7 protein-coding genes and 1 pseudogene are annotated in these 12,850 nt (G+C 62.5%); 6 read left to right on the forward strand and 2 right to left on the reverse strand.

Annotated elements, in window-relative coordinates:
* Nucleotides 1–389 precede the first annotated feature (389 nt).
* Nucleotides 390–4,412: a DUF4214 domain-containing protein gene (locus GTP44_RS24260; RefSeq protein ID WP_161021445.1), complete on the reverse strand. Its 4,023-nt coding sequence runs from the start codon at nucleotides 4,410–4,412 to the stop codon at nucleotides 390–392.
* A 374-nt stretch (nucleotides 4,413–4,786) separates the two neighbouring features.
* On the reverse strand, nucleotides 4,787–6,253 hold the full coding sequence (locus tag GTP44_RS24265) for a FecR family protein (protein ID WP_161021446.1): 1,467 nt from the start codon (nucleotides 6,251–6,253) through the stop codon (nucleotides 4,787–4,789).
* Between the two features lie 302 nt (nucleotides 6,254–6,555).
* Here GTP44_RS24265 and GTP44_RS24270 point away from each other — a divergent pair, with 302 nt between their 5' ends.
* The 6 genes and pseudogenes from GTP44_RS24270 to GTP44_RS24295 all read left to right on the forward strand — a co-directional run.
* Nucleotides 6,556–8,433 (forward strand): CHASE2 domain-containing protein, encoded by a 1,878-nt coding sequence (locus tag GTP44_RS24270; RefSeq protein WP_161021447.1) that lies wholly within the window; start codon nucleotides 6,556–6,558, stop codon nucleotides 8,431–8,433.
* Nucleotides 8,430–9,635 (forward strand): tetratricopeptide repeat protein, encoded by a 1,206-nt coding sequence (locus tag GTP44_RS24275; RefSeq protein WP_161021448.1) that lies wholly within the window; start codon nucleotides 8,430–8,432, stop codon nucleotides 9,633–9,635. The genes GTP44_RS24270 and GTP44_RS24275 overlap by 4 nt, the downstream gene beginning before the upstream one ends.
* A 28-nt stretch (nucleotides 9,636–9,663) precedes the next feature.
* On the forward strand, nucleotides 9,664–10,407 hold the full coding sequence (locus GTP44_RS24280; RefSeq protein WP_161021449.1) for a Crp/Fnr family transcriptional regulator: 744 nt from the start codon (nucleotides 9,664–9,666) through the stop codon (nucleotides 10,405–10,407).
* A 130-nt stretch (nucleotides 10,408–10,537) separates the two neighbouring features.
* Complete coding sequence (locus tag GTP44_RS24285) at nucleotides 10,538–11,338, forward strand: ABC transporter permease (RefSeq protein WP_161021450.1); 801 nt, start codon at nucleotides 10,538–10,540, stop codon at nucleotides 11,336–11,338.
* Nucleotides 11,335–12,570 (forward strand): ABC transporter ATP-binding protein, encoded by a 1,236-nt coding sequence (locus tag GTP44_RS24290; RefSeq protein WP_371867315.1) that lies wholly within the window; start codon nucleotides 11,335–11,337, stop codon nucleotides 12,568–12,570. Before GTP44_RS24285 ends, GTP44_RS24290 begins: the two co-directional genes overlap by 4 nt.
* Nucleotides 12,567–12,850 (forward strand): annotated as a pseudogene (locus GTP44_RS24295) (FkbM family methyltransferase); the annotation flags it as partial. The gene GTP44_RS24290 and the pseudogene GTP44_RS24295, both read left to right, overlap by 4 nt.

Genomic DNA, 12,850 nt, shown 5'->3' on the forward strand with positions numbered 1-12,850 from the left:
CCAGAGCCCGCACTGAGCACCAGCCTGTAAGCATGCCTGCTGTATCGCAGCATTCACGTAGGCGGTGAGTACGGAGGTATGCGCATCCAGCGCAACGGGGCAGCTTGGCAAACTATTTAACCGCAGTATCACGGGAAGTCACGATACCGCTACTGTTGGCATTATTCCACATCAGTTGCAGTACGTCAGCAGCCTGGAAGGCTGCGACGGCGGTGTAATATTGATTTTTTTATTGCCGGAAAGGCAATGTATGCGCGGGCTTGCTGCTGATTTCTACAGCCGAACGGCGTCTTAATCTGGGCACAAAAAAAACCCATCTCCGGAGAGATGGGTTTTTGAGGTCTGACTAGCCCTCCTCTATTTGAGCAAGAGGGCCATCTCAAAGGAGATTAAGCCAGGGCGACGGTGCCGGAAGTCGAGTTCCAGGTCAGGCTGTCACCGTTGACGCCGGTCAGCTTAATTACCAGGTCATGCTCGTTATGGAACGTGGTGGTGGTATTGCTGTCGCTGTCAACAACAACATAGGTATCGCCTTTGAAGTTGAAGTACACAGCACCACCTATGCCGGCCTGAACGACTGCTGCATCCAGGAAGTTGGAGAACGACGCGGTGGTGTCGTTCAGCACTGCCGTCAGCTTAGCGAAACCGGTAGCAGCAGCGGCAGCTTGAGTAGTAACGCTATCGAAGTACTGCAGTTTCAGCACATCGCCTGCGCTGAAGTCGGTAATGGTGCTGTAGGCATTGCCTTCTTTGGTACCACCAGTAGCCGATGCCGAGGACAGGATGAACGTGTCATTGCCTGCGCCACCGGTCAGCGTTGCACCGTTCGAACCAGCGTAGATGGTGTCGTTGCCAGCGCCGCCGTTGATGATGTCAGCTTTGGCGTTAGCACCAACCGATGCATGGATCGTGTCATTGCCAGCACCACCGTTGATGGTCAGAGCGTTGGCACCATTCACATTGTTCGCATCGACGGTCAGACCGCCGGTCAGCGCGCTAGCGTTGATGGTCACCAGTTTGTTGGTGGTGGTATCCAGGGTCAGGTTAACGTTCGACGAACCGTCGATGGTCACGATGGCAGCCTTGTCTGCTTTCAGAGTCACAGTCGAAGTCTGAACACCATTACCAGTGGTGGTCGAGGTATCGGTGTCGGTTGCAGTGAACTTGATGGTTTCAACGCCAGCAACGTCCACGGTACCGAAGTTCAGGTTACCCGTACCCACTTTGGTCACCAGATTGAAGCTGTCGGACGAGCCGGTAGCATCAGCCAGTTTAACGACTACGCCAGCGCCGCCGGCTACCAGCTCTACGGTGCCATTGTTAGCCAGCTTGTCGATGGTCAGGGCTGGGCTACCGTTACCCGCTGCGGCGCCAACGGTGGTCACAACTGGAGTACCCGGCACAACCGTCGTACCTTTAACGTTCGTGAACTGGAAGTTCCCGATCGTAGTATCAGCCACATTCACGAAAGTTTTATTGACGAAGGTTACAACACCACTGTTAGCCGTGGCGGTCCAATCCGCGTAGGTAGCAGCTGCAACCTTGTTTGCGATGGTAGCAGCGGTGTCACCGGTTGCCAAAGTGATGGTCTGACCATCAAACTGAATGGTATCGCCAGCTTCAATTGCACCCGAGCCAGTCAAATCCAGAGTGAACGTCTCAGCCTGAGCAGCACCGTTGCCGTCCTGTACCTTGGCTACGACGCCGGAAGCAGTGGTGGTATCGTTGACAACCACGAAGTCAGCGGCAGCAACCGGGGTTGGAATAACACCACCGGTTTTTGCGGTGAAGGTCACAACCGAACCACTAACATTGGTGACGTCCCAAGCAGTACCAGCACCAGCCAGCAGGAACTTCGCAGCGATGGTCGCTGGAGTATCGGTCGAAGTCAGGTTCACGGTACGGCCATCGAAGCTGACGGAATCGTTGCCGACGATCGCGCCGGAAGCGGCGAAGTCAACGGTGAACACTTGCTTCACCGCCTGCGGGCTCACGGTGCCCGAGTTGTTGCTCACAACGTAGGTGATGCCGTCCATGTTGGCCATGTTGACGGTGGTAGCGATGGTCACGGTGTCGGTGATTGCCAGTTTTTCGAAGCCGTCGATCTTGGCGGCGAAGTCGCCATTTGCCGACAGGGAAGCAGCGCTAGCGCCGTTCATGGCGATGGTGTCGGTGCCTGCGCCGCCGCTCAGGGTTGCGGTCGGTACAACCACGGTGCCTTGCAGGGTCAGAACGTCATCGCCAGCACCCAGATTGATCGCCTTGGTGATGGCGGTGCCTGCGTTCGACACGATCACGCTATCGGAACCTGCACCACCGGTGTAGGTGGTGAAGGTGCCGTCGGCGATAGTGAATTTAGCGGTGCCGGCGGTCATGCCGCTGGTGTTGATCGCGGTAGCGACGTTCAGGCCACCGTTTGCGGTAGTGCCCGCGACGTTGCCGGAACCCGAAACGTTGACGGTATCAGCGGAAGCCGATGCCAGCGTGGTCGTGGCGTCCGCACCGGTAACTACTGCGTTGATGGTTTTGGTTCCAGCGATAACGTTGACAGTGCCACCAACGTTGGTAGCGGTCAGGCTCAGGGTTGCAGCAGCGCTATCGATGTCGAAGCTACCACCGTTCGCCAATTTGACGGTATCCAGAGCGGCGGCAGTGCCGGTTACGCCGTTAGTGCCGATCGAATCTGCGTAGCCATCAACGGTGACGTTTTTCAGCGCAGCGCCACCAGCGATGGCGACGGTGCCGTTGTCGATACCCAGAGTGTTACGTGCGCTAACAGCGGTGACGCCTTGAGTGGTAGTGGTGACGGTGGCTTTTGCGGTAGCAACCAGATCAGTCATGAAGGTGTTGGCTTTGCCAGTGAATACCACGGTGCCGTCGGCCGAAGCAGTGCCCGACGACCAGTCTTGCAGCAGTTGACCGGTGAACGTGCCGTTGCCATTTACGCCGGAACCTTGGGTGTCCAGGTTGGTCAGATTGTTGAAGGCTTGCGCCACTTGTGCGGCGGTCAGGTCCTTGGATGCGGTGAAGGTCAGGCCACCAACGGTGACCAACTCGCCGCTCGCCAGTGCCGAGAATTTCACGCTAGCCACTTCGGTTACACCGACTACAGCGGCACGGCTGGCAGCATCAACTTGAGCGTCTTGCTTGACGGTCACGTCGGTGGTGATGCTCGAAGCGGTAACAGTAACATTGCCTTGAACGATTTTTTCCAAACCACCATCGGCTACCAGTGCGCTAGTGGAGCTGGTCGCGTGTTGGGTTACGCTGACGGTTTTGCCGCCACCGACGTTGATATTACCCAGCTGCGTGGCAACAATGTTCAAAGCGCCCGTAGTTGCATTGTTCACAGCGGCTTTGCCGGTTACATCGATGGTCACGTTACCCACTGGATCGGTGCCAGTCGCACCCACATCGATCGTGTTGTTGGCGCGATCGGTCAGCGCAACGTTTACGTCTTTGCCGCCGTTGATGGTCACGGCGCCGCCATTCTTAACCGAAACGTCAACGCTGGTGGTCGCAGCGGCAGTCGCGGTGACCACGCCGCTAGCCTTGGTTACGTTCAGGTTGGTGATATCGGAAATGGACGACGAATTAACGGCAACATCCGCAGCGCTGTCGATGGTAACGATTTCGACGCTAGTCAGATTCGGCAAGTTGATTGTGCCGCCGTTGGTACCGGTGCTCACGATCTTCAGAGTGTCGATACCTGCGCCGCCGTTGATGATGTCAAGGCTGCTCAGGGTGTTCAGTTCTACGTTAGGGCTAGCGTCGCTATCGACCGCAGCGACGATCACATCATTACCTGCGCCACCGTTGACGGTGTCCAGACCTTTGGTCAGGACGAAGGTTTGTGGCGAGTTCTGGGTGCCGTCATGTGCGTCGCTCGCGGCTTTTGCCACGGCGTTCAGTGCATCGGCCGAGGTCTTCGCGGCGAACGAAGCGTCGTCGGTGATGCCGGCCAGCCAGTCCTTGGCAACCTGGTTAGCGGCTTTGCCGTCGTAACCCAGGATTTCGGTTGCGGTATCCAGCGAGGTGGTGAAGGCATCAGCGGCGTTCACCTTGTTGGTGATGGCTACCAGGTCGTCGTTTTGGGCCGAGTTGGCGATGGTCAGAGCGATCTGGCCGAAGGTTTGCTCTTTGTTGATCAGTTTGTTAGCCCAGTAAATCAGACCTTCGGTTTCCGCAGGACGGCCGAACAGGTTCAGGTAGATCTGGTTAACCAGGGCCGCTGGCGATTTGCCGCCGTAGGTGTCGGTGTATTCGGTGGAGTTAGCGAACTCGGAAGCAACGGAATCCACGCCGCCATTGGCGTCGGCGCGGGCGATCCAGAAATCCAGACCCAGTTTATCGGCTGGACGGTTGAAATATGCGACGTACAGAGTTTGAATTTCGAGAGCGGTAGTAGACATTGAGTAAACTCCTAGAGATTGAAAAGATTCTGCATTGCTGCGGACAGCTAGCAGTACTACGGCAGCCATGATGGCAGAAGGCAATCCGAGAACATGTGATGGTCGTCACACGAAATCGCGAAAGCACTCATTTTTTAAGGTTTTTCCTATAAAAAACTAACCGAGCCGTGATTATGAGAGAAGCTTGTAGCGAAATCAATAGTGCCGCCCTTGCCTGCCAATTGCCTAAACAGCGCGGCCACACACGATAACGGTGATTAAAACTTCATTGGTATTTAATCCCGATTTATTTACGCATTTAAAAATGCATAAAACGGCTATCAATAAAAAATGCCGCATTACGCGGCATTTTTTTCGTGGCACCGATACAACAATTACTTGGTCCAGTAAGTGACGCCATTTGCGGTACGCTGCGCATCCAGGCGAGTCGAGAAGATGTAGGCGGCATTGTCCTGCGGTCCCAGGCTACCGGTGACGGACATATTATTCGGCGCTAAAAACTGATTGCCACCGCTTAATTCCCCGGCCTTGCCTATCCCGCCGGTGGCTCGTAATTTAAAAGTTTCCGAACCAGTGATCAAGTCAAGCCGCGTATCAAATGTTTGCTTGCCAAAATTAACTTGCAATTGACCGTTTTGCAAGGTGGCCGCACTCATCACTTTAGTGGTGTCATTGATTACAAACGCTTCGCTGTCACGCAACGCAAAACCGGCCTCTCCCTGCACCGGCATGACCCACTCATCGCCCTTGGTGCGAACAATCGTGTAATACGAGTTATATGCGACCCGCTTGCCGCCCGCGGCGATCAACTCGGAGGCGTTGATGTTCGGCGCCTGATCGAGCACTGTCGTCCAGCGGCCCCACACCAGCTTGCTCGGATTGGCCACCGGCACCTCCGGCTGCGGCGCGACCACCACCGGCGTTGGCGTGGGTGCGGGGTCCGGCAAGGTTGGCGTCGGGCTGGGCACGGGCGTCGGCGCGGGCGTCGGCGCCGGGGTTGGCGTCGGTGACGGGGCCGGTGTCGGTGTCGGCGCCGGGGATTCGCTGAGCTGCAGGCGCGCCTGATGTATCAGCGCCGCCGCCTTCTGCGCATCCAGCGCCGGCTCGTTGTTCACGGAACTGCCGCCAGCCTGAGCGCCACCACTTTTACCACTCGGTTCATCACTCCGCGGCGGCACAACGGCGTCCGGCGCCGCACCGCCACTACTGAGCAACTGTGGCGTCACCTGGCCGCGCTTGACTTGCAGCATCTGACCGGACTGTCCCGCGCTCAGTTCGCGGCTGGCCGTGTGTTCGCACGGACCGCCGCCGGTCGGCAGACAGCTGCCGCTGAAGCCGCTGACCACGATACCGCCCGACAAGACGGTCACGTTCGACGTTTCCTGGTCGGTAAACACGGTGAAGTCGGTGCCGCGCACGCCGATCGCCGCGACCGGGGTGTTGAAGCGGAAGTTCTGGCGCGCCTGCTTGACCGCGCTGCCCGACACGCTGCGCGCCACGCCGGACAGCAATTCCAGCTTGACATGGGTGTTGGACGGCACCTTGCGATCGATGTGGTAGCGGACGATCTTCGCTCGGCTCGACGGACGCAGGATCAGCAGGCCGTCGTCCGCCGTTTTGAGATAGACATAGCCATCCGCGCCGGTGCTCAGTTCCTCGCCCTCTTGCACGGCGTCGTTGAGCTGGGTCGGGCGGTCGTTGGTGTGCACCTGGCCGACGACGAACACGATGCGGCCGGCCTCGCCGGCCTGCGCCAGCGCGCCGCAAGCGAACACAATCGCCCCCAGGCCGACCTGGACGGCGCTCAAACGTGGCAGGGAAAGCAATTGTTGGGACCCCATGAGAAACTCCTTTTTTATTATTCTCCACTGATCGCGAGAAATTCTGTGTGATGCCCGTCACACCCCCGCAGCGATCAGCTTTGCGGCAACGGCCACCAGTTTTGTGTTTATACTCTAGCGGCTGGCGGTCAGGCGAGCTATGATTGTTACCGTTTTTCACGTTTTGTTACACAATTCCCTGGCCGCCAGCGGCGTGCCAGCAACGATTATTACTCTCCTTGGCGACATGCAGTTATACTTGCCGGCTAACAAAACTTAGCGGAGCCGCTCTGCGTGACATTTTCTCGTCCATGAAGTTCATTGTGTTTCCCCGCGTTCGCGCGGTGCCACTGGCGGCCATCCGCGTGCTGATCGCGGCGACGGCTGTGTTGCTGGCCGCCTGGACACAATGGCCGCTGGCAGGCCACGCGTGGACCAGTGGCGATGAATGGCTGCGCGACTGGATGGTGCGGCAGCAGGCGTCGACGCGCCCGGAGCAGCGGCTGGCGGTGATCGACATCGACGAGGGCAGCCTGGCGGCCGAAGGGCCGTGGCCATGGCCGCGCACGCGCATCGCCTCGCTGATCGAGCAACTGATCGGTCACTACGGCGCGCGCGGCGTGGCGCTGGACCTGGTGCTGCCCGAGGCGGCCGAGGCCGGCGGCGACACCCGCCTGGCCATGCTGGCCCAGCACGGACCGCTGGTGCTGCCGCACGCCTTCGATTACAACGGCAACCTGCCGCTACGCGTCGGCCAGTTGACTGGCGGGCGCGCCGCGCCGGCGGCCGGCACGGCGGTGCGGGCCAGCGGCTACATCGCCAACCACCCGGGTTTGCGCCAGGCGGCGCACATCGGCAATATCGGCTTCATTCCGGACCATGACGGGGTGATCCGCCGTTTGCCGATGCAAACCTGGTTCGACGGCCGCGCCTACCCGACCCTGTCGCTGGCCTTGCTCAACTGCTGCGCCGGCGCGCCGGCGCGCTCGCTGTCCGGCCCCACCGGCGGCATGCACCACGGCGACGGCCTGCGCCGCCTGCCCTATAGCCTGGCATGGGAAGCCTATACGGTGATTCCAGCCAGCATGATCCTGGACTTGAGCGCGCCGGCCCAGTTGTTGCGCGACAAGCTGGTGCTGATCGGCTCCTCCTCGCTCGGCCTGTCCGACCGCGTGGCCACGCCGCTGTCGGCGTCGACCAGCGGCCTGCTGGTGCACGCGGCCGCCCTCACCGCCCAGCTCGATATACGCGCCGGCAGCGCGCCGGCGCCCTGGCCCGGCCAGTGCATCGCCGTGCTGTTCGTGGCCGCCGTCGCCTGGCTCAGCACCTATACACTGCTGCGCCGCTCGGCGCTGGTCAACGTCGCCATCCTGGCCGGCGCCGCCCTGCTGTGGCTGGCGCTGGCCTACCTCATGGTCCCGCATGACGCCGTGTTCTCCAGCACCGGACCACTGCTGTGCACGCTGTTCCTGCTGGCGGTGGGCGTGCCGTTCGGCTGGCAGCTATCGCAAAAGCAATCACGCCGTCTGCTAAACACGCTACGCCAATACGTGGCCGACGCGGTGGTCGATGAATTGTTGCGCAGCAATCTGAACGACCCGCTGCAACCCAGCCACTGCGAGGTGACCACGCTGATCGCCGACATGGAAGGCTACACCACCCACGTCGCCTCGCTGCCGCTGGAGCAGGCGGCCGAGCTGACCCGCGCCTTCCTCGACTGTCTGACGCAGCCGGTGTTGGCCGCGCACGGCACCCTCGACAAATTTACCGGCGACGGCCTGGTGGCGTTCTGGGGGGCGCCGCTGCCGGTGGCCGACCACGCCGACCAGGCGCTGGACGCCGCCGGCGCCATCCTGACCGGCATGCGCGCCTTTAACCGCGACCGGCTGGCGCGCGGCGAGGCGCCGATCCGGGTCCGCATCGGCATCGAGAGCGGGCGCGCCATGGCCGGCGACTTCGGTTCCGTCTCGCGCAGCATCTACACCGCCGTCGGCGACAGCGTGAATGTCGCCTCGCGGCTGGAAACCGCCGCGCGCGATCTGCCCTACGACGTGGTGATCGGCCCCGGCACGGCGGCGCTCAGCCGCCGCCATGGGCTGCGGCATATCGGACAGACCACGCTGCGCGGCAAGCAATCCCGGACCGAGCTCTATACACTGGACACGCTGGCCGCCGGCGCGGCGCAGGGAGCAAGCGCATGAGCCCGCGCGCACTGCTGTGCTGCACGCTGTGGCTGCTGAGCGCCGCCGCCGCCGCCCAGGCGCCAGAGGACGACCTGTACCTGCAGGCCATGCAGTCGATCGCCGAGGGCCGCCAGGCCGACGCCTCGCTGGCGCTGGCGCGCATGATCGCCCAGGGGCCGCGCCACGCAGGTGAATGGCTGGACCTGGCGCTGGTGCAGTGCGCGCTCGGCCACGACACCGAGGCCGAACAGCTGTTTGCCAGCATCGAGCGCAATTTCGATCCGCCGCCGGGCATCCGCGACATCATCCATCAGCAGCGCAGCCAAGGCTGCCACCGCTGGCGCGCGCTGAGCCAGTGGAGCGTCAGCGCGGCGCGCGGCCACGACAGCAACGTCAACCAGGGCGCCAGCTCGCCCTATTTCACCGACAGCAGCGGCGTCCCGCTGGAGTTGCTACCCGAGTACAAACCGCACAGCGACGGCTACGCGGTGGTCTCCGGCGACTACCTGCGCGAGCTCAATCCGGACGGCGACCTGGCGTTCGCCCAGGCCCACCTGCGCAAGTTCGACCACCAGTCACACTACGATTCGGCCTCGCTGTTCGCCGGCGCCGAGCATCCGTGGCGCGCCGGCCGCTGGAAGATGCGCAGTTCGGCCATGCTGGGTGTAATGACGCTGGGCGGCCAGCTCTACCAGCAACAGGCGCAGACCCAGTTGCGGGCGGCGGCGCCGCTAACGCTGCCCAAGGGCCTCGATCTGAGTCTGCTGGGCGGCGCCACCTACACCCGCTACCCCACCCTGAGCAATTTCGACGCGACCACGCTGGAGCTGCGCGCCCTGCTCGGCTACCGCGACGACCTCACCCAGGCCCAGGCCGCCGCCGGCTACCAGTACGACCGCGGCGACGCGCACCGCCCCGGCGGCGACCGCGACGGCTGGTCGATGCGCCTGTATGGCCGGCGCCTGCTGTCCGACCAGCTGATCGGCGAACTGGAATGGACCGGCCAGCGCTGGACCGGCGCCACCCTGTATTCGCCGGGCATCATCGACCTGCGCCGCGCGCAGACCACGCAGACGCTGCGCGGCGCGCTGAGCTATGCGCTCAGCAAGGAACACAGTGTGCAACTGGAGTGGCGCGCGGTACGCAACCGCGAAAACATCTCGATCTTCCAGTACCGCAGCCGCCAGGTGCAGCTGTCGTGGCGCTGGACAGGTCTGTAAAGCGCCGCAGGCCGGGTAAAATACCGCCATGACCAAGCCGAACGACCATCAAACGCCTGCGGAAGAAGCCGCGCCGCCACAAGCCCCGCAAAACTTCCAGGTGCACCTGCGCAAGATCCCGCTGCTCGCCGAACTCAGCGACGAGGACATGCAGCGGGTCAAGACCGAGCTGCGCTTCCGCCAGTACAACAAGCGCGACATCGTGCTGCAAAAGGGCGCCGCCGGCGACGGCCTGCTATTCCTGCTGTCGGGCCAGATGCAGGTGATCGACGTCACCGAGGATGGGCGCGCGATCGGCCTGCGCATGCTGGCGCCCGGGGATTTCTTTGGGGAAATTGCAGTCATCAATGGTTCGCAGCGCACCGCCTCGGTTGTGGCGATGAGCTCGGTGCTGGTGGCCTTCCTGCCGGCCGCCGCCGCCCTGCACCTGTTTTCGCACGCGCCGTCGGTGGCCAATATGATGCTGCGCCACCTCGCCGCCAAGATCCAGCGCGACTCGGAGTTCCGCTCGCTGCTGAGCATCAACAACACCGCGCGCCGCATCTATACCTACCTGGTGCAGATGAAAAAGCCGGGCGAAGAGCCGGGCCAGCCGGAGGTGGTGGAGAACCTGCCGACCCACCAGGATATTGCCAACATGATCAACACCAGCCGCGAAACCGTGACCCGCGCGCTGACCGCGCTGGCGCAGCAGGGCATCATCCAGAAGGACACCCACCGACTGTTCATCATCAAGCCGGCGGCGCTGCAAAAGCTCACCGAGAGCCCGTGACGCCAGCGAAAACGCCCCGTGCCGTGGTGTATAATTGCGCGTTTTTTTTCGCGCCGCGACCACGCCCCAACTTTCCGTCCCAGACCATGACCACCACGTTCATTTCTCAGCATCTGCCGGAGGCGCGCCCATGATCATCATGGGGCGCCTGCGCAATCTGGCCGCCTACCGCGGCTTCATCCTCGGCAGCGTGCAGCGCGAGTTCCAGTCCAAGTACCGCAACTCGATTCTCGGCGCCGCCTGGACCATCCTCAATCCGCTGGCCATGATCGTGGTCTACACGGTCATCTTTTCCCAGGTGATGCACAACCGCCTGCCGGACAGCACCTCGACCTTTGGTTACAGCATCTATCTGTGCGCCGGCGTGCTGCACTGGAACCTGTTCGCGGAAATCACCAGCAAGGCGCAAACCGTCTTCATCGACCAGGCCGGCCTGATCAAGAAAATCAATTTCCCGCGCCTGTGCCTGCCGGTGATCGTGGTGGCCAACGCGCTGCTCAACTACGCCATCATCTTCGGCCTGTTCACGCTGTTCCTGGTGTTCTCCGGCAATTTCCCCGGCGCCGTGTTCGCCGCGCTGCTGCCGGTGCTGGCGCTGCAGGTGTTGCTGGCCGTCGGCCTCGGCATCGTGCTGGGCGTGCTCAATGTGTTCTTCCGCGACGTCGGTCAGTTCTTTTCCATCACGCTGCAATTCTGGTTCTGGTTCACGCCGGTGGTGTACCCGGTCAAGGTGTTGCCGGCCGAGGTGCGCGGCTGGCTGGCGTGGAATCCGATGGCGCCGCTGATCGACGGCTACCAGCGCATCCTGGTGGCGCAGCAGCAACCCGACTGGGCCAGCCTGGCTTACCCGGCCGCGCTGGCGGTCATCCTGTGCCTGCTGGGCATGCAACTGTTCCGCAAGCGCGCGGGTGAAATGGTGGACGAACTGTGAACGGCAGCATACGTGTAACAAGCCTGGGCAAAGCCTACCGGCGCTATCCGAACCACCGCGCGCGTCTGCTGGAGTGGCTGATGCCCTTTAGCAAACCGCGCCACGAGACCATCTGGGTGCTCAAGGACATCAGCTTTAGCGTCGCCCCCGGTCAGGCACTGGGCATCATCGGCATCAACGGCGCCGGCAAGAGCACGCTGCTGAAGCTGATCACCGGCACCACCGTGCCCAGCGTCGGCACGGTGCAGATGGGCGGGCGGGTGGCCGCCATGCTGGAGCTGGGCATGGGCTTCCACCCCGACTTCACCGGCCGCCAGAACGTCTTCATGGCCGGCCAGTTGCTCGGCATGAGCGTCGAGGAGCTGCAGCAGCTGATGCCGGAGATCGAGGCCTTCGCCGAGATCGGCGAATACCTCGACCAGCCGGTGCGCGTGTACTCCAGCGGCATGCAGATGCGGCTGGGCTTCAGCGTCGCCACCGCGCGCCGTCCCGACGTGCTGATCGTCGACGAGGCGCTGTCGGTCGGCGACGCCTACTTCCAGCACAAGAGCTTCGAGCGCATCCGCGGCTTCCGCGCCCAGGGCACCACGTTGCTGATCGTCTCGCACGACAAGGGCGCGATCCAATCGGTGTGCGATCGTGCCATCCTGCTCGACAAAGGCCGTGTGAGCAAGGAGGGCACGCCCGAGGAAATCATGGACCTGTACAACGCCATGCTGGCCGAACGCGAGGGCGAGTCGGTGACCCAGGCCACCCTGGACAACGGCAAGGTACAGACCATTTCCGGCACCGGCCAGGCGCGCGTCGAACATATCGCGCTGCTCAAGGAGGACGGCGAGGCGGCCGAGGTGCACGGTGTCGGCAGCCGCGTCACGCTGCAAATCGACGTCGCCGTGCACGACGCGCTCGACGAGCTGACGCTGGGCTACCGCATCAAGGATCGCCTCGGCCAGAACATCTTCGGCACCAACACCTTCCACAAGCTCAAGCCGCTGACCGGCATGCGCGCCGGCCAGCGGCTACGGGTGCGCTGCAGCTTCCCGCTCAATCTCGGACCGGGCAGCTACTCGGTGGCCACCGCGCTACACAGCAGCGACAACCACCTGAGCGCCAACTACGAGTGGCGCGACCTGGCGCTGGTGTTCGAGGTGATGAATCTCAAGCACAGCTATTTCGAGGGCTGTACCTGGCTGGACCCCGAGATCACCATTGAAGAAGGAGTGGCGCGATGAGCCTGACGTCATATGCGGTCAATTTCGAAGACGTGCTGCTGTGGCGCGCGCTGCGCGACGTGCGGCGCGGCTGCTACCTGGAGGTCGGCGCCGCCGGCCCGCGCATCGGCTCGGCCAGCCAGCTGTTCTATGAGCAGGGCTGGCGCGGCGTCAACCTGACCGCCTCGCTGGCGCAACTGCGCCAACTGCGCATCGCCCGCCCGGCCGACGTTTGCCTGCCGGCGCTGGCGGCCGCCAGCGCCGGCAGCGTGGTGCGCCTGGCCGTGCCGGACGCGCCCGG

This window comes from Duganella lactea (genome assembly GCF_009857505.1).
GTDB classification, from domain to species: domain Bacteria; phylum Pseudomonadota; class Gammaproteobacteria; order Burkholderiales; family Burkholderiaceae_D; genus Rugamonas; species Rugamonas lactea.